This window comes from Delftia sp. WY8, from assembly GCF_018437695.1.
GTDB classification, from domain to species: domain Bacteria; phylum Pseudomonadota; class Gammaproteobacteria; order Burkholderiales; family Burkholderiaceae_C; genus Comamonas; species Comamonas tsuruhatensis.
Genome location: NZ_CP049795.1, coordinates 3725543 through 3747086 on the forward strand (window position 1 = coordinate 3725543; position 21544 = coordinate 3747086).

Below are 21544 nucleotides of genomic sequence, written 5' to 3' on the forward strand. Positions count from 1 at the left end.
CTCCGTCATTTGTGCCGTCATGTGTGCCGTCATGTGCGCCAGTGCGACGGGCCGGCCCCCAGCCTTCAGGACGTCAGGACAGCCGCGCGACAGCGTGTGCCAGGTGCCTGCCGATGCCGGTCGTTCAGACCACGCCCTGGTCGCGCAAGGCCTGCAGCTGCTGTGCATCCAGGCCCAGGCGCTGGCGCAGCACTTCGTCCGTGTGCTGGCCCAGGGCCGGCGGCGCATGGCGCAGCGTGGTGGGCGTGTCCGACAGGCGCAGCGGGCTGGCCGTGGTCACTACGCGGTTGATGGTCTCGCCGGCAGGCGGCGTAGCGCCCGGGTAGCGTTCCTGCTCCACGCGCAGGCCGCGTGCACGCACCTGCGCATCGTCGAAGGCCTGGCCGATGTGGTTGATGGGGCCGCAGGGCACGGCCTTGTCCTCCAGCAGCGCGATCCATTCGGCCGTGGGCCGGCCGCGCGTGAGATCGGACATCAGCGGGATCAGCGCGTCGCGGTGGGTGACGCGGCCGGCATTGGTGGCAAAGCGCTCGTCGCTCGCCCAGTCCGTGCCAGCCGCCTCGCAAAAGCGCGCGAACTGGCCGTCGTTGCCAATGGCCAGCAGCATGCGGCCGTCGGCCGTGGGGAAGTCCTGGTAGGGCACGACGCTGGGGTGGGTGTTGCCCTGGCGGCCCGGCACATGGCCGGTGTTCAGGAAGCCCGCGCCCTGGTTGGCCAGCACGGCCATGGCCACGTCCAGCAGGGCCATGTCGATGTGCTGGCCGCGTCCCGTGCGGTGGCGGGCCTCCAGTGCGCCCAGGATGGCCGTGGTGGCATACATGCCCGTGAACAGGTCGATCACGGCCACGCCCACGCGCAGCGGGCCGCCGCCGGGCTCGCTGTCGGCGCGGCCCGTGATGCTCATGAGGCCGCTCATGGCCTGCACCAGCAGGTCGTAGCCGGCGCGCGGCGCATAGGGCCCAGTCTGGCCGAAGCCCGTGACCGAGCAATAGATGAGGCGCGGGTTCAGCGCGCTCAGCGAGGCGTAGTCCAGGCCGTAGCGCTTGAGGCCCCCGGTCTTGAAGTTCTCCACCACCACATCGCTTTGCATGGCCAGCTCGCGGATCAGCCGCTGGCCCTCGGCCGTGGCCATGTCCACGGTGACCGATCGCTTGTTGCGGTTGCAGGCCGCGAAGTACACGGCGTTGTCCGAGGGATTGCCTTGCGCATCGGGGAAGAAGGGCGGGCCCCAGTGGCGCGTGTCGTCGCCCTCGCCGGGCTTTTCGATCTTGATCACGTCGGCCCCCATGTCGGCCAGGTTCTGGGTGCACCAGGGGCCGGCCAGCACGCGCGAGAGGTCGAGCACGCGCAGATGGCCCAGCGCTCCTGCGGTCTGGGTGGCCGTGTTGTGGATGGGGCTGGGGGAGGGGGTTGCTGTGTGGTTCATGGGCTGAGGCGGCTATCCCGGGCAGATGGGCCATGCTACGGCGCGGCGGCCCGCCGTGGCTTCGCATTTGTGAAAGCGCGCGTTCGCGCCCGGCCGGCACTGCGGTTTGTACTGACGCGCAGGGCTCAGCCGGGGCCGCTGCGGCTTTCTACAATGCCGGATGGCCATGCATTTCGATCTTGTGGATCTGCGCCTCATGGTGCACATCGCCGACGCCAACAGCATGACGCGTGGCGCGGAACTTTCCTTCATTTCCCTCCCGGCGGCCAGCACGCGCATCAAGAACCTGGAAGAGAGCATCGGCACCAAGCTGCTGTACCGCACCAGCCAGGGCGTGACGCTGACGCCGCCGGGCCAGGCCTTCGTCACCCATGCGCGCATGGTGCTGGGCCAGATCGAGCATCTGCGCGGCGACATGCAGGAGTACGTGCGCGGCATCAAGGGCCATGTGCGGGTGTTTGCCAACACCACCTCGCTGGGCGAGTTCCTGCCGCCCGTGCTGCGCCACTACCTGCGCCGCAATCCCGACGTGAACATCGACCTGCGCGAGCGCCTGTCGCACGACATCGTGCGCGCCGTGACCGAGGGGCAGACCGACATCGGCATCGTCGCCGGCCTGGTGCGCACCGAGAACCTGGAGACCCTGCCCTACCGCCGCGACCGCCTGGTGCTGGTGGTGCCGCGCGGCCATGCGCTCGATGGCGAGATGCAGATGGCCTTTGCCGACACGCTGGACCTGGACCATGTGGGCCTGCACGAATCCAGCGCCATCCACGCCTTCCTGCGCCAGGCCAGCGACCAGCTGCACCGGCCCATCAAGCAGCGCATCCAGGTGGGCAACTTCGAGACGGCCTGCCGCATGATCGAGTCCGGCGTGGGCGTGGGCGTGCTGCCCGAATCGGCCGCCAGCCGCCATGCGCATTCCATGGACATCGCCATCGTGCCGCTGTCCGATGCCTGGTCGGTGCGCGAGATGCAGATCTGCGTGCGCAGCCTGGAGGCCCTGCCGTCCTTCGCCCAGGAGCTGGTGGAGCTGCTGGTGGCCGACGCACAGGGCCGGCTCACGCTGGAATAGCCGCCGGCCAACGGCAGCCCGCCGACCGCCGCCCGTTCAGTCGGCCTGGGCCGTGTCCCGGTCCAGCGTGGTCGGTGCCAGCCAGTATTTGAAGGTGCCGGTGGCCGTGGCCACCAGCTTTCCGTCTTCATCGAGCAACTGCGCCGCGCAGCTGCACAGGCTGCGGCTGGCGTGCACCACCCAGCCTTCGGCCAGCAGCGCGCCCTTGCCCGGGCGGTGGAAGCGGCTGCTCATCTCCACCGTCACGGCGGTCTGCGATGGCGCACCGGGCAGCTCGCCGGCGGCGCGCGACATCACGGAGTCCAGCAGCGTCATGAGCACGCCGCCGTGCGCGGCGGGCAGCTGGTTGAGCAGCTCCTCGCGCATGTGGGGCAGGCGCACATGGACCTTGCCGGGCGGCGCGGGCACCTGCGAGGCGCCGATCAGCCGCATGAAGGCATTGCGGTCGGGGGGCGGTGCACTCATGCGGCTCATGCGGCGCGCGCCTCGCGCACCATGTTGCGCGCGATGATGACCTGCTGGATCTGGGTCGTGCCTTCGTACAGGCGGAACAGCCGCACGTCGCGGTAGAAGCGCTCGATGCCGAACTCGGCCAGGTAGCCCGAGCCGCCCAGGATCTGCACGGCGCGGTCGGCCACGCGGCCCACCATTTCGGTGGCGAACATCTTGCAGCACGAGGCCTCGGTGGAAACGTTGCGGCCCTCGTCGCGGCGGCGCGCTGCGTCGATCACCATGCACTCGGCCGCATACAGCTCGGCCTGGCTGTCGGCCAGCATGGCCTGCACCAGCTGGAACTCGCAGATGGGCTGGCCGAACTGCTTGCGCTCCAGCGCATAGTTCAGCGCGTCGCGCAGGATGCGCTGCGCCACGCCCACGCTCACGGCCGCGATGTGGATGCGGCCCTTGTCCAGCACCTTCATGGCGGTCTTGAAGCCCTGGCCTTCCTTCAGGCCGATGAGGTTGGCCGCCGGCACGCGCACGTTGTCGAAGAACACGTCGCAGGTGTGCGCGCCCTTCTGGCCCATCTTCACGTCGTTCTTGCCGAAGCTGATGCCCGGCGACTTCGCATCCACGATGAAGGCCGAGACGCCGCCCGCGCCCTTGTTGGCCGGGTCGGTGCGCGCCATCAGCGTGAACATGCCCGCATGCGGCGCATTGGTGATGAAGCGCTTGTTGCCGTTGACCACGTAGTGGTCCCCATCCCTGATGGCGGTGGTGCGCAGCGAGGCCGCGTCCGAGCCCGCCTCGGGCTCGGTCAGCGCGAACGAGGCCATGATCTCGCCCGTTGCCAGCTTGGGCAGCCAGGCCGCCTGCTGCTCGGGCGTGCCGTCGATGAGGATGCCCTGCGAGCCTATGCCCACGGTCGTGCCGATCACCGAGCGGAAGGCCGGCGCGGTCTGGCACAGCTCGAAGAGCACGCGCACCTCTTCCTCCATGGTCAGCTCCAGCCCGCCGAACTGCTCGGGGATGGTCATGCCGAACAGGCCCAGGTTGCGCATCTCCTGCACGATGGACTCGGGAATCTCGTCGGTCTCGGCCACTTCGTTCTCGGCGGGCACCAGGCGCTCGCGCACAAAGCGGCGCACGCTGTCCAGCAGGGCTTCGAGGGTTTCTTGGTCGCGGATCATTGCGGTGTTCTTTCTCTCTACGGAATCAAAGCGCTTCGGCCGTACCCAGCACAGCCGTGGACTGGCTGGAAAGGGTGCCGCCATTGCCATGGACCACGGCCGTGCGGTGGCGTCCCAGCTGGCGCTGGCCGGCCTCGCCGCGCAGCTGGCGCACGGCCTCGATCAGCGCAAAGATGCCGTACATGCCCGGGTGCACGCAGGACAGGCCGCCGCCGTTGGTGTTGACGGCCAGCCGCCCGCCGGGCGCGATACCGCCCTTGGACACGAAGGCGCCGCCCTCGCCCTTGGCGCAAAAGCCCAGGTCCTCCAGGAACAGCAGGGTGTTGATGGTGAAGGCGTCGTAGACCTGGGCCATGTCCATGTCGGCAGCGGTGAGCCCCGCCATGGCAAAGGCCTGGGCGCCCGACTGCGCGGCGGCCGTGGTGGTCAGGTCGGGCATGCAGGAGATCTGGCGGTTCCAGATGGCCGTGGCATTGCCCAGCACGTAGACGGGGGGGCGCGGCAGGTCGCGGGCGCGCTCGCCGCGTACCAGCACGATGGCGCCCGCGCCGTCCGTCACCAGGCAGCAGTCGCGCACGCTCAAGGGGCTGGCGATGGGGCGGGCCGAGAGCACGTCCTCGATGGTCAGCGGGTCGCGCATGAAGGCTTCGGGGTTGAGCTGGGCCCAGGCACGTGCGGCCACGGCCACCTCGGCCAGCTGCTCGCGCGTGGTGCCGAACTCGTGCATGTGGCGCGCGGCCGCCAGCGCATAGGCGGTCACGGGCAGCACGGGCTCGTAGGGGAACTCGTAGGGCTGCGGGTCCAGGAAACGCCGCGCCGCCTGGCCTTCCTTGCGGCCGAAGGTGGCCGAGCGCTGGGCGCTGCCGTAGCACACCAGCACGGCCTTGCACTGGCCGGCCTCCAGCGCGCGGATGGCGGGCAGCAGGTGGGCGATGAAGCTGCTGCCGCCGATCATCGTGCCGTCCACGTAGGTGGGGTTGATGCCCAGGTGCTCGATCACGGGCATGGTCCACATGCTGGCGTTGACGCTGCAGGTGGCCAGTCCGTCGATGTCCTGCATGGTCAGGCCCGCATCGGCCACGGCCGCATGGGCGGCGCGCACCAGCAGGGTCATGTCGTCCATGCCGGGGGCCTCGCCACAGCCATAGGTGGCGGCGCCGGCAATGGCCACGCGCCCGCGCAGCGGGCGGTTCACGGCGGCGGCGTCCAGGGTGGATTGGGGGATGCGGGTGTTCATGCTGCACCTCCACGGGAAGCCTGTGGAGCCGGTTGCAGCGCGGGCTGGAACAGCACCAGGCCGCGTCCGTCCTTGCTCGCCACATGAGCGCTCACGCGCTGGCCTATGCGCACGTCGGCCGGCGCAATGCCTTCGACGCGGCCCATCATGCGCACGCCTTCGTCCAGGTCGATCAGGGCCACGTTGTAGTCGCCGCCGGCATCGCTCTTGCGTGCGACGGTGGAGGTGGAGTAGACCGTGCCCTGGCCGCTGGCGCGCACCCAGCGCAGCGGGCTGGCGCCGCAGTGCGGGCACAGCTCGCGCGGGGTGAAGACATGGCGCGTGCATTGCGGGCACTGCTGTATGCAGAAACGGCCGGCATCGAGTTCGGCCTGGTAGTGGGTCTGTGCGCTCAGGTGCATGGGCGGTGTTTCCATTCTTTGTGTTCTTGGCGCTGCGCCCGGCGGCATGCAGGGCAGCGGCTGTCCGCCAGCATGCCCGCATCGCGGGGCCGCTTCAATTCGCCAATCTGGAAGGGTGGCTTCACCAGCGCCGGCGTCCGGATGTCAACCCAGGGTTGCTGCCTAGGCGGGCCGGCAGGCACGGCTGCTATGGTGTTTATGCATTCCCGGCCTTTTCTTCATACCCGCCCTGCGCCGCCTGCCGGCGCACCGAGGGCGCGCCGCCGCTTTGGCACGGCGTGGCGCCACAGGAAGGCCGGCAATGGCGTGCCGCACCCCGGCCCGTTCTCCGCTGTCGATCCCCACCCACCCAGGAGGTTTTTGCACATGACGGATACGCTGATCAAGGTGGACCTGAACCGCCCGCCCACCGACAACGAAAGGGTCCACAACCGGTGGCACCCGGACATTCCCATGGCCTGCTGGGTCCAGCCCGGCGACGACTTCATCCTGGAGACCTACGACTGGACCGGCGGCTTCATCAAGAACAACGACAGTGCCGACGATGTGCGCGACATCGACCTGACCACGGTGCACTACCTGTCCGGCCCCGTGGGCGTGAAGGGCGCCCAGCCCGGCGACCTGCTGGTGGTGGACCTGCTGGACATCGGCGCCAAGCCCGACAGCCTCTGGGGCTTCAACGGCTTTTTCTCCAAAAACAATGGCGGCGGCTTCCTGACCGACCATTTCCCCTCGGCCCAGAAATCGATCTGGGACTTCAAGGGCATGTTCACCAGCTCGCGCCACATACCAGGCGTGAACTTCCCCGGCCTCATCCATCCCGGCCTCATCGGCTGCCTGCCCGACCGGCCCATGCTGGAGATGTGGAACGAGCGCGAGCGCGCCCTCATCGCCACCGACCCCGAACGCGTGCCCGGCCTGGCCAACCCGCCGTCGGCCGGCACGGCCCACATGGGCCAGATGCGCGGCGAGGCCCGCGACAAGGCCGCCGCCGAAGGCGCACGCACCGTGCCGCCACGCGAGCATGGCGGCAACTGCGACATCAAGGATCTGTCGCGCGGCGCCAAGGTGTTCTTCCCCGTCTATGTGGACGGGGCCGGCCTGAGCGTGGGCGACCTGCACTTCAGCCAGGGCGACGGCGAGATCACCTTCTGCGGCGCCATCGAGATGGCCGGCTGGGTGCACATGAAGGTCGGACTCATCAAGGGCGGCATGGCCAAGTACGGCATCAAGAACCCCATCTTCAAGCCCAGCCCCGTCACGCCGCGCTATGACGACTACCTGATCTTCGAGGGCATCTCGGTGGACGAGAGCGGCAGGCAGCACTACCTGGATGTCAACGTGGCCTACCGCCAGGCCTGCCTGAACGCCATCGAATACCTGAAGAAGTTCGGCTACAGCGGCGCCCAGGCGTATTCCATCCTGGGCACGGCGCCCGTGCAGGGCCATATCAGCGGCGTGGTGGACGTGCCCAACTCCTGCGCCACGCTGTGGCTGCCCACGGGCATCTTCGACTTCGACATCAACCCCAACGCGGCGGGGCCCGTCGTCCAGTTCGACGGCAGCGTGGACATGCCCCTGTCCCCCGACCTGCGCTGACGCCAAGGAGCCCGCCCATGCCCACCTACGACTACGACTGCGCGCAATGCGGCGGCTTCGAGGCCCTGCGGCCGCTGCGCCTGCGCGACGAGCCTGCGGCCTGCCCTGGCTGCGGCACGGCGGCTGCGCGCGTGCTGGCCGCCGCGCCCCGGCTGGCGCTGATGGCCGGCGGAACGCGCCGCGCCATGGCCACCAACGAGCGCGCGCGCCACGAGCCCGCCAGCTCGCGCGACTATGACTATGCGCGGCTCAGGCACCCGGCAGGCTGCGGCTGCTGCGGATCGGGGCGGCGCAGCGCCACGGTGACGGCGCCCAACGGCGCGAAGTCCGCGCCCTCGCGGCGGCCCTGGATGATCAGCCACTAGGCTGCATCGGGGTGGACCGCTTCCCAGGGTTTCCACCGCTTGGGAGCCCTGGAAGCGCGCCTTCCACATTCGCGAAACACGGCGCAGGGCGGCTTGCCCAGAATGGGCCGCGCGGCAAGCCGCCGCCCGTTGCCCGGAGTTTCGCCATGCCCCCGTCTTCCTTCCTGCCTTCTGCCACTTCCTCCTTCTCTTCGCGCCGCCGCCGCCTGCTGTCCGCCGGTGGCGCGCTGGCGGCCGGCAGCCTCTTGCCTGCAGTCCGGCCGGCGTTTGCGGCCGATGCCTGGCCCACGCGGCCCGTGCGTTTCATCGTGCCCTTTCCGCCCGGCGGCCCGGTGGACACCACGGCGCGCGCCTTCACCCAGAAGCTGGGCGAGATCTGGCCGCAGCCCTGCATCGTGGACAACCGCGCGGGCGCCGGCGGCATGGTGGGCGCGGCCCTCGCAGCCAAGGAGCCTGCCGACGGCTACACGCTGTTCGTGGGCTCCATCCATCACGCGGTCAACCCGGCGCTGCAGCCGAAGATGACCTACGACATAGAGCGCGACTTCGCGCCCGTGAGCTTTGCCGCCATGTTCCCGGTCTTCCTGGTGGCCCATCCCTCGGTGCCCGCCCGCAACGTGCGCGAGCTGATCGCGCTGGCCAAGTCCGGCAACGGGCTGAGCTTCGGCTCCTCGGGCAATGGCGGCGGCACGCACCTGGCCGGCGAGCTGTTCAACATGCATGCGGGCATCAAGCTGCAGCACATTCCCTACAAGGGCAGCGCGCCGGCCATGAACGACCTGCTGGGCGGCCAGGTGCAGCTGATGTTTGCCGATGCGCCCAGCGCGCTGCAGCACATCAAGTCGGGCCGCATCAAGGTGCTGGGCGTGGCCAGCCGCCAGCGCTCGGCCATGCTGCCCGAGGTGCCCACCATTGCCGAGTCGGGCCTGCCCGAGTACGAGGCCTATTCCTGGGCCGCGCTGTTCGCGCCGGCCCGCACGCCGCCCGCCGTGCTGGCGCGCATCAATGCCGACTTCAACACCGCGCTGCGCGATGCCGCCGTGCGCGAGCGCCTGCTGACGGCCGGCGCCGAGGCCGACCCCGGCACCCAGCAGCAGATGCGCGAGCGCCTGAGCAGCGAGCTGCGCAAATGGGCCCAGGTGGTCAAGGTGGCCGGCATCCAGGCGGACTGAGCACGGCGGCGTGCCCGTACCCGGGACAAACCCGGCTTCGCAGCGCTGCAACCCGGTCTTTCGCAATCGCGCATAGGCGGTCCGGGCCTGCCTGCTTAGGCTTGCCTCCGGTATCCAGAAAAACAACCCCGAGACAAGGAGACGGATATGCGGAAAGGCTTGATGCGAGGCGGCTTGACCAAGGCGCGCGCTGCCGGCTGCGCGCTGGGCGCCGGCCTGCTGTGGACGGCGGCGGCGCAGGCGCAGCAGATATCGGACGACGTGGTGCGCATCGGCGTGCTCAGCGACATGTCGGGCCTGTACGCGGACACGGCGGGGCGCGGCTCCGTCGAGGCCGCGAAGATGGCCGTGGCCGACTTCGGCGGCCAGGTGCTGGGCAGGAAGATCGAGGTGGTCTGGGCCGACCACCAGAACAAGGCCGACGTGGGCGCCACCCATGCGCGCACCTGGTTCGACCGCGACGGCGTGGACCTGATCGTGGACATCAACAACACGGCCGTCGCCATCGCCGTCAACAACCTGGCGCGCGAGCGCGGCAAGATGGTGATCAACACCGGCGGCGCCTCCGACATCCTCACCAACGAGCACTGCGCGCCCACGGCCATCCACTACACCTACGACAGCTATGCGCTGGCCAATGGCGCGGTGCGCGGCATCCTGGCCCAGGGCAAGAAGGAATGGTTCATCCTGGGCGTGGACTATGCCTTCGGCAAGGCCATGACGGCCAACGTGACCGACTTCCTGAAGGACGGCGGCGGCAAGCTGGTGGGCACCACCTTCCATCCGCTCAATGCCAGCGATTTCTCGTCCTTCCTGCTGCAGGCCCAGGCCTCCAAGGCCTCGGTGATCAACCTGGCCAATGCCACCAGCGACACGGTCAACGCCATCAAGGCCGCGCACGAGTTCGGCATCGCGCCCAGGCAGACCCTGGTGCCCAGCCTGCTGTTCATCAACGACGTGCATGCGCTGGGCCTGCGCTACGGCCAGGGCATGGTGCTGACCACGGGCTTTTACTGGGACCGCACCGAGGCCACGCGCGCCTGGTCGCGGCGCTTCTTCGAGAAGATGAAGAAGATGCCCTCCATGATCCATGCGGGCGCCTACTCGGCCGTCACCAACTACCTCAAGGCCGTGCAGGCTACCAGGGGCGACGACGGCAACGCGGTGGCGCGCCAGCTCAAGCAGATGCCCATCGAGGACTTCTTCGCCCAGAACGGCAAGGTGCGCGAGGACGGCCGCATGGTGCACGACATGTACCTGGTGCAGATCAAGAAGCCCGAGGAATCCAAATATCCCTGGGACTACTACAAGGTGCTCTCCACCATCCCCGGTGACGAGGCCTTCCGCCCGCTGTCCAGGAGCAGCTGCAAGCTGGTGAAGACATCATGAAGACACGCGCCGCCGTACTCACGAGAACGGGCGCAGCCGCGCCCTATGCCGACAGCCGCCCGCTGGAGATCTGGGAGGTGGACCTGGCGCCGCCCGGCCCCGGCGAGGTGCTGGTCAAGGTGGCCGCCGCAGGCGTGTGCCACTCCGACCTGTCCATCATCAACGGCGACCGTCCGCGCGACACGCCCATCGTGCTCGGCCATGAGGCCGCAGGCGTGATCCAGGCGCTCGGCGAAGGCGTGACCGACCTGGAGGTGGGCGACCATGTGGTCATGCTCTTCGTGCCCGGCTGCGGCAACTGCCAGCCCTGCGCCGAAGGCCGGCCCGTGCTGTGCGAGCCCGCAGGCCAGGCCGGCGTGGCGGGCACCCTGCTGTCGGGCGCCAGGCGGCTGTCGCGCAATGGCCAGCCCATCTCGCACTTCGTCGGCGTCTCGGCCTTTGCCGAGCATGCAGTGCTCTCGCGCCGCGGCGTGCACCGCATCGACAAGTCGGTGCCGCTGGAGCTGGCTGCGCTGTTCGGCTGCGCCGTGATGACCGGCGTGGGCGCGGTGGCCAATACCGCCAGGGTGAGCCCCGGCCAGAGCGTGGCCGTGGTGGGGCTGGGCGGCGTGGGCCTGTCCTCGGTGATGGGCGCGGCGGCGGCGGGTGCGGCCCGCGTGGTGGCCGTGGACCTCAATGCCGACAAGCTGGCCATGGCGCGCGATTTCGGCGCCACCGACACCGTCAACGCCGGCGACGAGGATGCCGTCAAACAGGTGCGGGCGCTGACGGGCGGCGGCGTGGACCATGCCTTCGAGATGGTGGGCTCGGCCAAGGCACTGGAGATGGCCTACCGCATCACGCGGCGCGGCGGCCAGACCGTGACGGCGGGCCTGCCCTCCAGCGCCCAGGCCATCAGCCTGCCGGTCTGGCACCTGGTGGCCGAGGAGCGCACGCTCAAGGGCTGCTACATGGGCAGCTGCGTGCCGCGCCGCGACATCGACCGCTACCTGGCCCTGCATGCGGCCGGCAGGCTGCCCGTGGACCGCCTGGTCACCGGCCACCTGACGCTGGACCAGATCAACGAGGGCTTCGACCGCCTGGCGCGTGGCGAGGCCATACGCCAGATCATCCGCATGGAGGCCTGATAGGAGGTCAGGCTGATCAGCGAGGACCGGGGCTGCTGCTGCGGCTGTGTCCAAGCCAAGCACGGCGGTCAGGTGCCGTCGGGCAGCAGCTGGTTTTCCCAGCCGGTCAGCCGCTCGATGGCCCGGGCCACCTGCAGGATGCGGGCCTCGTCGAAGTAGCGTCCCACCACCTGCACGGCCAGCGGCAGGCCCTGGGGTGACAGGCCCACCGGCACGCTGACGGCCGGGTGCCCGGTCACGTTGAAGGCATGGGTCTGCACCGGCCAGTGGCGGAAATGCGGCATGGGGTCGAAGCGCGGCGCCGTATCCAGGGTGATGGCGGTCAGCAGCACGTCGCAGCGGTCCAGCGCAGCGTCCACGCGCGCCGCCAGCATGCGGCGCACACGCAGGGCGTTCAGGTAGTCCTCCGAGGACACGGTGGCGCCCAGCAGCAGCCGCGCCGCCGTGAGTTCGCCATAGTCCAGCGGGCGCGAGCGCAGGTCCTGCGCATGGATGGTGAACATCTCGGCACTGAGGATGACGCGGCCGGCCGCCAGGAACTGCTGGCTGTGGGGCAGGCTCACGTGGATGGGACGGGCGCCGGCCTCGGCCAGCAGCGCGGCCGTGCGGTCGAAGGCCGACAGGAACGTGGGCGACGCCTGGGGCGACGACTGGAAGTGGTCCTGCGGCACGCCGATGGTCAGGCCCTTCACGCCCTGCTCCAGCCCCGTGCAGTAGTCGTCCACGGGTTCGGTGGAGCTGGCCGGGTCCAGCGGGTCGTGCCCGGCCAGCACCTGCAGCGCGATGGCCGCATCCTCCACGCTGCGCGACAGCGGGCCGCAGTGGTCCAGCGTCCAGGCCAGGGGGAACACGCCGTGCTTGGAGACGCGGCCGTAGGTGGGTTTCAGCCCCACGGCACCGCACCAGGCGGCCGGTATGAGGATGGAGCCGCCCGTGCAGGTGCCCAGGGCCAGCCGCGTGAAGCCTGCCGCAATGGCGGCGCCCGAGCCCGACGACGATCCGCCCGGGATATGGGCCAGGTCCCAGGGGTTGCGGGCTGCGGGAAACGGCAGGTCGGGGCTGGGCGCGCCGATGGCGAACTCATGCGTGGCCAGCTTGCCCAGGATGACGGCGCCCGCATCGCGCAGGCGCCGCACCGGCGTGGAATCGTCTTCGGGCACATAGTCCAGGCTCAGCCAGGACTGGCAGGTGGTCGGCAGGCCGGCCACGTCGTAGACGTCCTTGATGGCCACGGGAATGCCGTGGAGCAGCGGCAGATCGGCGCTTTCTCCACGCGCCATGTCTGCGTTGCGCGCAGCCTCCATGGCACCGCTGGCATCGAGATTGGTGAAGGCATGGATGTCGATGTCCATGGCGCGGATGCGTCCCAGCGCCGCCCGAGTCAGCATCTCCGAAGTGGTCTTGCCGGCGCGCAGCGCGCTGGCCATCTGTCGTATCGAAAGTTCAGGACTGCCGCTCATGCTTGCTCTGACGGGAGATGGTGGTGTGGATCTGCGAGGGTCCCGCCTCATGCGCCAGTTCGTTGACGAGGCCGCGGTGCTCCATCAGCAACTGGTGCTCCGCCAGGATGGGTCCCAGCCGCTCGAAGGGGATGTCGATGCCGTGCTTTTTCAGCGCATTGAGCAATTCGTGCAGCGCATTGACATCGGGCCCTGCCAGTTTCTGCGGCGAAGGGGGTATTTCAGATTTTCGCGATGCCGGCATCACTGACCACCTTTCTCCATTTTCTGGCGTCGTCGGATACGAATGCCTTGGTGCTGTCCACGGATTTCCAAAGGGGAATGCTGCCAAGCTCCATGAATTTCTTCTGCACCTTTTCGTCGGTCAGGATATTTTTCATCTGTGCATTGATGGCGTTCACTATCGCGGCCGGCGTGCCCTTGGGTGCCATGAGCACATTCCATGAGGTCTCGTTGAAATTGCCGAGCCGGGCCGGGCTTTGCTCGCTGAGCGTCTGCCAGTCGGGCATGAGGGGCGAGCGCTCGCGCGTGGCCACGCCCACGCGATTGACCTTGCCCTGGTGCACATACTGCTTGGCCGTGATCAGCAGGTCGAAGGCGATATCGACCTGGCCGCTCACCAGGTCGCTCATCATGGGCGCGGCGCCCTGGTAGGGGATGTGCAGCATGCGTATGTCGGCGGCCAGGCTCAGGGCCTCGGCCGCCATGTGGCCCGCGCTGCCGTAGCCCGGCGTGGCATAGGTCAGCTTGCCGGGGCTGCGCCGCGCCAGCTCGATCAGGTCCTGCACCGACGCCAGCTTCAGGCCCGGGCGTGTGATGAGCACCAGAGGACCGTCGTTGATGGTGGAGATGGCTTCGAGGTCGTTGACCACGTCATAGCCGGCCTGCGTGTACAGCGCGCCCGAGATGGTCTGGGCCGTGGAGCAGATCAGCAGCGTATATCCATCGGGACGGGCCTTGGAGACCTGGCGCGCACCGATGTTGCCCGAGGCGCCAGGGCGGTTTTCCACCACCACGTTGACGCGCAGGCGTTGTGCAAGCTCCTTGGCGATGATGCGCCCCACGATATCGGTGCCACCGCCTGCCGGGAAAGGTACAACCAGCGTGATCTGCCGGTCTGGCCAGGCCGCATGAACCAAGCTGGCAGCGATCAGGAAAATACCTCCGAAAATCAGATTGAGGATTTTTTTCATTCGCTTGATTCAAATGTTTGCGGAAATGGGGCTTGTCTTTTTGCAGACGTGAGCAGGCACATGGGATGTGCACCACTGCGGCTGCCTGCAGCCCGGGCCTGGCAAGCGTTCAGTTAATGAATCTTTTTAAACTATCGAGATATTAAGTTCCATAGTTTTACATCATGAAAGAAGGGGTGCAAGGCCTGCGCCACGCTTGGCGTAGGGGTGTTGCATCGATGCCGCAGATAAGGGTTTCCGACGGCGATGGCCTTGGCGCGCGTCGGGATTCAGGGCAGGGAGGGTGAAAGGTTGCACCGGCAGTGGCACCGGCGCAACGATTCAGCGGGCGTGTTGGCTCAAACGCGCAGCGCCTGCTCCTGCAGCAGGCGCTTGAGCACCTTGCCGTTGGGGCTGGTGGGCAGCTCGGACAGGGGCACGATGCGGGCGGGCAGCTTGTAGGGCGCCAGCCGTTCTCGCAGGTGGGCACGCGCAGCAGCGTTGTCCAGCGTGGCGCCGGGCTGCAGCTCGACGAAGGCGATGACCTCCTCGTTGCCATCGTTTTCGGGGCGGCCGACCACGGCGCTGCGCTGCACGCCGGGCAGCTCGTTGAGCGCCAGTTCCACCTCGGCCGGATACACGTTGAAGCCCGAGCGGATGATCATTTCCTTGAGCCGCCCCACCACGAAGAGCGCGCCGTCGGCATGCAGCTCGCCCAGGTCGCCGCTGGCGTACCAGCCGCCCTCGCGCATCACGGCGGCCGTGGCCTGGTCATCGCGGAAGTAGCCGTGCATCAGGCCGCGCCCGCGTATCCACAGCTCGCCGCGCTCGCCCACCGGCAGGGGCCGGCCCGTGGCCGGGTCCACGGCGCGCACCTCGGCGCCTTCCACCACGTAGCCGGCGCTGGTGTCGGGCCGTTGCTCGCCCTGTCGCGTGAGGTGGACCGACCCTGCGTATTCCGACAGGCCGTAGCCATGGTGCAGCGCCTGGCCGAAGGCGGCCTCCACGCGCTTTTTTAGCGTCAGGTCCAGCGGGCCTGCGCCTGTGTAGACATAGCGCAGCGCCGGCGCCTGAGGGTGTGCAATGCCCTGCTCCTGCAGATGGGCCAGCAGGCGCGCGTACAGCGCAGGCGGCCCCTGCAGTTGCGAGATGCCGTGGCGCGCCAGCGCATCCAGCAGGTCGGCCGGGTCGAACTGCGGGCGCATCACCATCTGCGCGCCCGCATGCAGCGAGGCCAGCAGCACCGTGCCCAGCCCGAAGATATGGGTCATGGGCACGAAGGCGTAGCTGCGGTCCTGCGGACCCAGGCCGCGGGATGTGGCCGAGACGCGCGCGAACAGCGTCAGCGCGTCATGTCCCACCATCACGCCCTTGGGCGTGCCCGTGGTGCCCGAGGTGAAGATCAGCGCCGCCACCTCGTCCTGCAGCGCGCCGGATTCGGCCACCGCCTCAGCGCGCACGGGGCTGTGCTGCATGCCGGCCAGGGCCGAGTCGCCTGCGCCAAAGCGCCGCGCGTGGCCGCTGGCGCTGTCCGATGCGGCCGAGGTGAAATACACCACGCGCGCATCGGCCTTGGCCGCAAAGGCATCGATCTCGCCGGGCGCCATGCGTGCGTTCACGCCGCAGGACCAGGCGCCCACGCGGCTGCAGGCCAGGATCAGCGCCGCATGCTCGGGGCAGTTCTCGGCCACGACCAGCACGCGGTCGCCGGGCCGCACCTGCAGCGCGCGCAGCTCGGCCTCGGCCGTGTCCGCCAGCGCGCCCAGGTCGGCAAAGCTCAGGCTGCTGCCGTCGGGCAGGTGGATGAAGGGACGCTGCGGCGCTTCGGCCAGCCAGCGGTCCAGCAGATGGTGTATTCGTTGACTCATGCTCCGCGTATCCCTCAGTCCACCACAATGCCTTGCGTGACGGTGGCCCACATGGCGCGCTCCTTGGCACCGCGCTCGGCCAGTTTCTGGGGTGCGCCGGTCCACTCTTCGTAGCCCAGTTCCTTGAGGCGCTTGCGCAGCTCCGGCTGGGCCAGGGCGGCGTTGATGGACTTGTTCAGGCGGGCCACGAGTTCGGGCGACATGCCCTTGGGCCCATAGACGCCATACCAGCCGCCCACGTCAAAGCCCTTGAGGCCTTCGATGCCGGACTCGGCAAAGGTGGGCACATCGGGCAGGGACGCATTGCGCTGCGGCGAGGTGACGGCGATGGCCCGCACCTTGCCGCCCTGGATGTAGCTGCTGGCGGTGCTGATGATGTCCAGCATCATGCTCAGCTGGCCGCCGATCACGTCGGTCATGGCCGGTGCGTTGCCCTTGTAGGGGATGTGGTTCATCTCGATGCCGCTGCGCCGCGCGAACAGCAGCGCGCCCAGGTGGTTGGAGCCGCCCACGCCGGCCGAGCCGTAGTTGAGCTTTTGCGGATGGGCCTTGGCATAGGCCACGAGCTCGGCCGTGGTCTTGTAGGGCTCGTTGTTGTTGACCACCAGCACGTTGTAGTAGCTGAGCACGGGCGCCACGGGCGTGAGATCACGGGCCGGGTCGAAGGACATCTTGCTCATCACGTTGGGGCTGATGGTGATGGTGGGGCTGGCCGCGAACCACAGCGTCAGCCCGTCGGGCCTGGCGCGCACGACCTCGCTGCCGGCCATGGTGGCGTTGGCGCCGGGCTTGTTCTCCACCACCACCGAGGCGCCCAGCTCCTTGGTCAGCGCCACGCTGAGCAGGCGGGCGCCCTGGTCCACGGGGCCACCGGCCGAGTAGCCCACGATGAGGCGCACGGGCTGCGCGTCCTGCGCGGCGGCGGGGAGGGTGGCCAGGGCGGTCACCAGGGACGCCAGAAGCGGGGCATGGGCCAGGGTGGCCAGGGCCTTGCGGCGGTGTTGGGCGGGCATGTGCATGTCTCCTGCAAAAGATGAATGAAGCGCTGCCGTGGCCTGCACGGCGGCGCGCCCGGTCTGCGCCGGACATGCAGGCAATGGTGCGCAGGCGGGCGCTTCTTGGGAATCTGCTTTTGCCAAAGCCAGGGTTTGCCGGCTGTTAGGGCAATCCTAGGAAGAGCGGTGCGTGCAGCCCCCTCCGCCGCCTTCTTCACCACCCTCTTCAGCCCCCGCCTGCCAGCTGGGTGCGGCGGTGACGATGGCCTCGCGCAGGAACTGCTGGAAGGCGCGCGCGGCCATGGTGGGCTGGCGGTCGGGCATGCGCACCAGGTACATGGCATTGCCCAGGCCGGAGAACACCACCTGGTCCAGCACGGCCACCAGCGTGCCGCCGGCCAGCGCGGCCGAGGTCACGTAGTCCGGGAGCAGGGCCAGGCCCAGGCCGTCCAGCACGGCGTCGTACAGCAGGCGGTAGTCGCCCGATTGCAGCGAGGGCAGCACATCGAGGGCAGCGGCCACGCCATCGTCGCCGCTGCCGGCCAGCCAGGCCAGCCTGCCGCCCATGGCCAGCGGCAGGATGAGGCGGGCCTGCAGCAGGTCGGCAGGCGCGCGCAGGGGCCGGCCCAGCGACTGCTCCAGCGCCTGCAGGCAGGCGGGCGTGGCCACGAAGTTCCAGCGCACATCGCACAGCCGCGTGGCCACCAGATCGTCCAGCGGCGCGGAGGTGATCTGCACCGCCAGATCGACCTTGGAGGCCACGAGGTCGGCCATCTGGTCGTTGATCAGCAGGCGCAGGCGGATGTCGGGATGCTCGCGGCAAAAGCCCAGGATCAGCGGCTTGAGATAGAAATGCCCGAAGCCGGTGGGCACGCGCACGCCCACCTCGCCGCTCACGGTGGAGCGCAGCTGGTGGATGGCATCGCGGGCGCGCTGCAGCTCCTCCATCATGGCCAGGCAGCGCCGGTACAGCAGCTGGCCGGCCTGGGTGAGCTCCACATTGCGCGTGGTGCGGCGCAGCAGCTGCGTGCCCATCTCGGTCTCCAGCGCACGCAGCCGGCGCGAGACGTTGGAGCGCGTCATGCCGCCGCGCTCGGCCGCCCGCGTGAGGCTCTTGGCCTCGGCGATGTCGATGAAGACGCGGCACAGGTTCAGGTCCATCTCGGCATTCTTTGCAGGGCCGGGGCCGGCCATTGTTGATCGGGAGTCACCAGGCCTGGCCTGCTGGCGAGGATTGTGGCGCCAGCCCTGCCTCCCTAGCATGGAGGAAACCATGGCGAAAGGCCGCTGACCGTGAACCAAGAAGCTTTGCAAACCGCGCCGCTGGCGCCCCTGGCGCACTACCGTGTGCTCGATCTGAGCCAGGGCGTGGCCGGCCCCTACTGCACCCACCTGCTGTCGCGCCAGGGCGCCGAGGTGATCAAGGTCGATCCGCCCGAAGGCGACTGGGCGCGCCACGTGGGCATCTCGCGCGATGGGCACAGCAGCCTGTCTGCCACCTACAACGCGGGCAAGCGCAGCATTGCCGTCGATGCGCGCCAGGCCCAGGGGCGCGCGCTGCTGCTGCGGCTGGCGCGCGAGGCCGACATCGTGGTGCAGAACTTCCGCCCCCAGGTCGTGCAGCGCATGGGCGTGGACTACGACAGCCTGCGCGCGGCCGGCCTGGACCCGGTGTACGTCTCCATCAGCGGCTACGGACCCACGGGGCCGTATGCCGACCGGCCCGCCACCGACTCCGTCATGCAGGCCGACACGGGCTTGATGACCAGCAACCGCGACGCGCAGGGCCAGCCCCAGCGCGTGGGCCTGCTGCTGGCCGACATCGCGGCCGGTGTCTACGCCGCACAGGCCTGCACGGCGGCCCTGCTGGGCAAGGCGCGCAGCGGGCGCGGGCGCCATGTGGAGCTGAACCTGTTCGAGGTCTGCTGCGCCCTGCAATCCACGGTGCTGGCCGAAGACACGCTGCGCGGCGGCCTGCCCGCCGAAGGCGTGAGCGCCCCCAACGGCGTGTTCGCCACGGCCGATGGCTTCATCACCGTGCTGGCCCTGAACAACGACCAGTTCGAGCGGCTGTGCCGAGCGCTGGACCTGCCGCACTGGCTGCAGGACGCGCGCTTTGCCTCCAATGCGGGCCGCATGGCCCACCGCCATGTCCTGCATGCCGGGCTGCAGGCCTTGCTGGCGCAGCAGCCGCGCGCCCACTGGGAGCAGCGCCTGGCGGCGCAGGGCGCCCTGCATGCGGGCGTGCGCACGCTGGCCGATGTGGTGGCGCATCCCCAGGCCGTGCACCGCGCATCGTTCGCCACGCTGGCGCAGCCCGGGTTCGGGCCGCTGCTGTATGCGGCATCACCCTGGCCGGCAGACGCAGCAGCCTGCGGTGCATCCCTTGGCGCCGCGCCGCGCACGGGCGAGCACACGCGCCAGATCCTGGCCGAGGCCGGCTGCACGCCGCAGGAGATGGAGCAATGGATGGCCAGCGGCGTAGTGCACCAGTGCGCGCAGGAGGTCATGGCATGAGCGCTTCCACATCCACGTTCACACCTGCCTCTCCGGACACCTCCCCGGACACCTCCCCGGACACCTGCCCGGACACCTCAATGCAGGCCCTGGTCTGCCATCAATTCGGCGCGCCGCACGAGGTGGTCAGCCTGCAGTCCATGGATCGGCCCGGCCAGCCCCTGGGCGCGCACCAGGCGCGGATTGCCGTGGCCTACGCCAACGTCAGCCACGCCACGGGCCTGCTGATCGAGGGCCGCTACCAGCGGCGCCCGCCGCTGCCCTTCGTGCCCGGCACCGAAGGCGTGGGGCGCGTGCTGGAATGCGGCAGCGCGGTGCAGCACCTGCAGCCCGGCGATGCCGTGGCCTTCATTGCCGACTGGGGTGCCTTTGCGCAGGAGACGGTGGTGCATGCATCCACCGTCTACCGCCTGCCTGCGGGCATGCCCTGGCTGCAGGCCCTGCCCATTGCCCTGTCCTACGGCACGGCCTACACGGCCCTGCACTGGCGCGCGCGCCTGCAGGAAGGCGATGTGGTGCTGGTGCTGGGCGCCGGCTCTGGCGTGGGCGCCGCGGCGGTGGAAGTGGCCCGGCAGACGCCCGGCGTGCAGGTCATCGCCTGCGCCAGCACCGAGGCCAAGCGCGCCGATGCGCTGCGCCGCGGCGCGCACCAGGCAGCCACCCCGCAGGACCTGGCCGCCCAGGTCAAGCAGGCCACGCAGGGCCGGGGCGCCTCCCTGGTCTTCGACCCCGTGGGGGGCGATCTCTTGCTGCAGGCACTGCGCGCGGCCGCGCAGAACGCGCAGCTGCTGAGCGTGGGCTTCGCCAGCGGCGCCATTCCCGCCGTGCCCATGAACCTGGCCCTGGTCAAGAACCTCACGCTGCACGGCTTCTTCTACGGCCGCTACATCGGCTGGACGCCGGCCGATGAGCGCCAGGCCTTCGCGGCGCAGCTGCAGCCCGTCATTGCCACGCTGCTCGACTGGGCTGCCCGGGGATGCATCCATCCCCAGGTCAGCCAGGTCTTCGCCATGCATGAACTGCCGGAGGCGCTGCACGCGCTGCACGGCCGCAACGTGACCGGCAAGCTCGCACTCGCCATTCAAGGAGACAAGGTATGACAACGCAACGCACAGGCTCCGCGCTTTCCCGCCGCACCCTGCTGGGCGCCGCTGCGGCGCTGGCCGCATGGAGAACGGCAGGCGCGCAGCCATCCACCGGGGCCCAGGGCTATCCCAAGGCGCCCATCCGCGTCGTCGTGCCCTATCCACCGGGCGGGCCTACCGACGTGGTCGGGCGCGTGGTCACCACGCGGCTGGGCGAGGCGCTGGGCCAGCCGCTGGTCGTGGACAACAAGGCCGGCGCCAGCGGCATGGTCGGCGCGGCCCTGGTGGCCAAGGCGCCGGCCGATGGCTACACGCTGCTGGTCAACGCCTCCATCCACGTCATCAACCCCTACGTCTATGCCAGCGCGCCCTATGACGCCTTCCGCGATTTCGAGCCGGTCACGCAGCTGGTCGATGTGCCGCTGGTGCTGGTCGTGGGCAGCCAGCTTCCGGTGCGCAATGTGCAGGAGCTGATCGCCTGGGCCAAGGCCCATCCCGGGCAGGTGAACTTCGGCTCTGCCGGCAATGCCTCGTCCCAGCACCTGTCGGGCGAGCTGTTCCGCTTGAAGACCGGCGCGCAGATGCAGCATGTGCCCTACAAGGGCAGCTCGCCGGCCCTGACCGACCTGATGGGCGGACAGATCCAGCTCATGTTCGACTCCATGCCCTCGGCCATGCCCTTCATCGCCTCGGGCCGGCTGCGTGCGCTGGCCGTCACCTCGGCCAGTCGCTCGCCCTCCCTGCCCGATGTGCCCACCATGGAAGAGGCCGGCATGCCGGGCTTTCGCACCAGCACCTGGTACGGACTGTGGGCGCCGAAGAACACGCCCCAGGACGTGGTGCAGAAACTGTGGACCGAGTCCCGCCGCGTGCTTGCCGAACCCCAGATCGCCGCGCAATACCGCCGCCTGGGCGCCGAGCCCGTGGGCTCCACGCCCGCCGAGTTCGCGCGCTACATCCAGGCCGAGGCCCGCAAGTGGGAAGAGATCGTGAAGGCGTCGGGGGCGCGGGCGGATTGAGGAGGCCGC

20 protein-coding genes are annotated in these 21544 nt (G+C 69.4%); 9 read left to right on the plus strand and 11 right to left on the minus strand.

All coding sequences use genetic code 11. From position 1 onward, the window contains the following. Positions 1-124: 124 nt before the first annotated feature. Entirely contained in the window at positions 125-1426 is a 1302-nt protein-coding gene (locus tag G4D77_RS17160) for a CaiB/BaiF CoA transferase family protein (protein WP_154833064.1), read from the minus strand. 160 nt (positions 1427-1586) lie between these two features. On the opposite strand from G4D77_RS17160, the gene G4D77_RS17165 reads away from it, so the two are divergent. Next, positions 1587-2501: a LysR family transcriptional regulator gene (locus G4D77_RS17165; RefSeq protein ID WP_012202113.1), complete on the plus strand. Its 915-nt coding sequence runs from the start codon at positions 1587-1589 to the stop codon at positions 2499-2501. Positions 2502-2537: 36 nt separating this feature from the next. Here G4D77_RS17165 and G4D77_RS17170 read toward each other — a convergent pair whose 3' ends face one another. The 4 genes from G4D77_RS17170 to G4D77_RS17185 are packed head-to-tail and all read right to left on the minus strand — an operon-like array spanning position 2538 to position 5767. After that, positions 2538-2966, minus strand: a complete 429-nt coding sequence (locus tag G4D77_RS17170) for a PaaI family thioesterase (RefSeq protein ID WP_034365600.1) — start codon at positions 2964-2966, stop codon at positions 2538-2540. A 5-nt stretch (positions 2967-2971) separates the two neighbouring features. After that, positions 2972-4129, minus strand: coding sequence for an acyl-CoA dehydrogenase family protein (locus G4D77_RS17175; protein ID WP_013800068.1), 1158 nt, complete (start codon positions 4127-4129; stop codon positions 2972-2974). Between the two features lie 25 nt (positions 4130-4154). Further along, entirely contained in the window at positions 4155-5366 is a 1212-nt protein-coding gene (locus tag G4D77_RS17180; protein ID WP_013800069.1) for a thiolase family protein, read from the minus strand. Then, on the minus strand, positions 5363-5767 hold the full coding sequence (locus tag G4D77_RS17185; RefSeq protein ID WP_026062701.1) for a Zn-ribbon domain-containing OB-fold protein: 405 nt from the start codon (positions 5765-5767) through the stop codon (positions 5363-5365). Before G4D77_RS17185 ends, G4D77_RS17180 begins: the two co-directional genes overlap by 4 nt. Before the next feature lie 366 nt (positions 5768-6133). Here G4D77_RS17185 and fmdA point away from each other — a divergent pair, with 366 nt between their 5' ends. The 5 genes from fmdA (at position 6134) to G4D77_RS17210 (ending at position 11419) form a co-directional block, all read left to right on the plus strand. Then, a complete protein-coding gene (fmdA, locus tag G4D77_RS17190; RefSeq protein WP_016452201.1) occupies positions 6134-7366 on the plus strand; it encodes a formamidase in 1233 nt (410 codons plus the stop codon). A 17-nt stretch (positions 7367-7383) separates the two neighbouring features. Continuing rightward, positions 7384-7731, plus strand: a complete 348-nt coding sequence (locus G4D77_RS17195) for a zinc ribbon domain-containing protein (protein ID WP_154833066.1) — start codon at positions 7384-7386, stop codon at positions 7729-7731. A gap of 146 nt (positions 7732-7877) precedes the next feature. Beyond that, positions 7878-8903, plus strand: coding sequence for a tripartite tricarboxylate transporter substrate binding protein (locus G4D77_RS17200; RefSeq protein ID WP_016450260.1), 1026 nt, complete (start codon positions 7878-7880; stop codon positions 8901-8903). A gap of 147 nt (positions 8904-9050) precedes the next feature. Further along, positions 9051-10292 carry an ABC transporter substrate-binding protein gene (locus G4D77_RS17205; protein ID WP_047473189.1) on the plus strand — a complete coding sequence of 414 codons (1242 nt, stop codon included), beginning with the start codon at positions 9051-9053 and terminating at the stop codon, positions 10290-10292. Beyond that, positions 10289-11419: a zinc-dependent alcohol dehydrogenase family protein gene (locus G4D77_RS17210; RefSeq protein WP_016450258.1), complete on the plus strand. Its 1131-nt coding sequence runs from the start codon at positions 10289-10291 to the stop codon at positions 11417-11419. The genes G4D77_RS17205 and G4D77_RS17210 overlap by 4 nt, the downstream gene beginning before the upstream one ends. A 68-nt stretch (positions 11420-11487) precedes the next feature. Here G4D77_RS17210 and G4D77_RS17215 read toward each other — a convergent pair whose 3' ends face one another. The 6 genes from G4D77_RS17215 to G4D77_RS17240 all read right to left on the minus strand — a co-directional run bounded on the left by G4D77_RS17215 (position 11488) and on the right by G4D77_RS17240 (position 18108). Beyond that, positions 11488-12879 carry an amidase gene (locus G4D77_RS17215; protein ID WP_016450257.1) on the minus strand — a complete coding sequence of 464 codons (1392 nt, stop codon included), beginning with the start codon at positions 12877-12879 and terminating at the stop codon, positions 11488-11490. Beyond that, entirely contained in the window at positions 12863-13123 is a 261-nt protein-coding gene (locus G4D77_RS17220) for a hypothetical protein (RefSeq protein WP_016450256.1), read from the minus strand. Before G4D77_RS17220 ends, G4D77_RS17215 begins: the two co-directional genes overlap by 17 nt. Further along, on the minus strand, positions 13101-14072 hold the full coding sequence (locus tag G4D77_RS17225; protein ID WP_016450255.1) for a tripartite tricarboxylate transporter substrate binding protein: 972 nt from the start codon (positions 14070-14072) through the stop codon (positions 13101-13103). Before G4D77_RS17225 ends, G4D77_RS17220 begins: the two co-directional genes overlap by 23 nt. Positions 14073-14410: 338 nt before the next feature. Further along, entirely contained in the window at positions 14411-15919 is a 1509-nt protein-coding gene (locus G4D77_RS17230) for a class I adenylate-forming enzyme family protein (protein WP_154833069.1), read from the minus strand. Positions 15920-15933: 14 nt separating this feature from the next. Next, positions 15934-16932, minus strand: a complete 999-nt coding sequence (locus tag G4D77_RS17235) for a Bug family tripartite tricarboxylate transporter substrate binding protein (protein WP_133072637.1) — start codon at positions 16930-16932, stop codon at positions 15934-15936. 156 nt (positions 16933-17088) lie between these two features. Next, the gene (locus G4D77_RS17240) at positions 17089-18108 is read right to left on the minus strand and encodes a LysR family transcriptional regulator (RefSeq protein ID WP_017406639.1); all 1020 of its coding nucleotides are present in this window, start codon (positions 18106-18108) and stop codon (positions 17089-17091) included. 99 nt (positions 18109-18207) lie between these two features. Between G4D77_RS17240 and G4D77_RS17245 the strand changes: the two genes are divergently transcribed. The 3 genes from G4D77_RS17245 (at position 18208) to G4D77_RS17255 (ending at position 21535) form a co-directional block, all read left to right on the plus strand. Continuing rightward, positions 18208-19431, plus strand: coding sequence for a CaiB/BaiF CoA transferase family protein (locus G4D77_RS17245; RefSeq protein WP_026062706.1), 1224 nt, complete (start codon positions 18208-18210; stop codon positions 19429-19431). A gap of 80 nt (positions 19432-19511) precedes the next feature. Further along, a complete protein-coding gene (locus G4D77_RS17250) occupies positions 19512-20531 on the plus strand; it encodes an NADPH:quinone oxidoreductase family protein (protein ID WP_154836303.1) in 1020 nt (339 codons plus the stop codon). Beyond that, complete coding sequence (locus G4D77_RS17255; RefSeq protein ID WP_017406636.1) at positions 20528-21535, plus strand: Bug family tripartite tricarboxylate transporter substrate binding protein; 1008 nt, start codon at positions 20528-20530, stop codon at positions 21533-21535. The genes G4D77_RS17250 and G4D77_RS17255 overlap by 4 nt, the downstream gene beginning before the upstream one ends. The last annotated feature ends 9 nt before the right edge of the window (positions 21536-21544 follow it).

Coding starts and splice junctions, on each gene's coding strand:
- G4D77_RS17225 (WP_016450255.1), bottom strand. CDS start 14,072: ATGAAAAAAATCCTCAATCTGATTTTCGGAGGTATTTTCCTGATCGCT.
- G4D77_RS17180 (WP_013800069.1), bottom strand. CDS start 5,366: ATGAACACCCGCATCCCCCAATCCACCCTGGACGCCGCCGCCGTGAAC.
- fmdA (WP_016452201.1), top strand. CDS start 6,134: ATGACGGATACGCTGATCAAGGTGGACCTGAACCGCCCGCCCACCGAC.
- G4D77_RS17210 (WP_016450258.1), top strand. CDS start 10,289: ATGAAGACACGCGCCGCCGTACTCACGAGAACGGGCGCAGCCGCGCCC.
- G4D77_RS17255 (WP_017406636.1), top strand. CDS start 20,528: ATGACAACGCAACGCACAGGCTCCGCGCTTTCCCGCCGCACCCTGCTG.
- G4D77_RS17215 (WP_016450257.1), bottom strand. CDS start 12,879: ATGAGCGGCAGTCCTGAACTTTCGATACGACAGATGGCCAGCGCGCTG.
- G4D77_RS17175 (WP_013800068.1), bottom strand. CDS start 4,129: ATGATCCGCGACCAAGAAACCCTCGAAGCCCTGCTGGACAGCGTGCGC.
- G4D77_RS17205 (WP_047473189.1), top strand. CDS start 9,051: ATGCGGAAAGGCTTGATGCGAGGCGGCTTGACCAAGGCGCGCGCTGCC.
- G4D77_RS17185 (WP_026062701.1), bottom strand. CDS start 5,767: ATGCACCTGAGCGCACAGACCCACTACCAGGCCGAACTCGATGCCGGC.
- G4D77_RS17220 (WP_016450256.1), bottom strand. CDS start 13,123: ATGCCGGCATCGCGAAAATCTGAAATACCCCCTTCGCCGCAGAAACTG.
- G4D77_RS17200 (WP_016450260.1), top strand. CDS start 7,878: ATGCCCCCGTCTTCCTTCCTGCCTTCTGCCACTTCCTCCTTCTCTTCG.
- G4D77_RS17160 (WP_154833064.1), bottom strand. CDS start 1,426: ATGAACCACACAGCAACCCCCTCCCCCAGCCCCATCCACAACACGGCC.
- G4D77_RS17240 (WP_017406639.1), bottom strand. CDS start 18,108: ATGGCCGGCCCCGGCCCTGCAAAGAATGCCGAGATGGACCTGAACCTG.
- G4D77_RS17170 (WP_034365600.1), bottom strand. CDS start 2,966: ATGAGTGCACCGCCCCCCGACCGCAATGCCTTCATGCGGCTGATCGGC.
- G4D77_RS17230 (WP_154833069.1), bottom strand. CDS start 15,919: ATGAGTCAACGAATACACCATCTGCTGGACCGCTGGCTGGCCGAAGCG.
- G4D77_RS17250 (WP_154836303.1), top strand. CDS start 19,512: ATGCAGGCCCTGGTCTGCCATCAATTCGGCGCGCCGCACGAGGTGGTC.
- G4D77_RS17235 (WP_133072637.1), bottom strand. CDS start 16,932: ATGCCCGCCCAACACCGCCGCAAGGCCCTGGCCACCCTGGCCCATGCC.
- G4D77_RS17165 (WP_012202113.1), top strand. CDS start 1,587: ATGGCCATGCATTTCGATCTTGTGGATCTGCGCCTCATGGTGCACATC.
- G4D77_RS17195 (WP_154833066.1), top strand. CDS start 7,384: ATGCCCACCTACGACTACGACTGCGCGCAATGCGGCGGCTTCGAGGCC.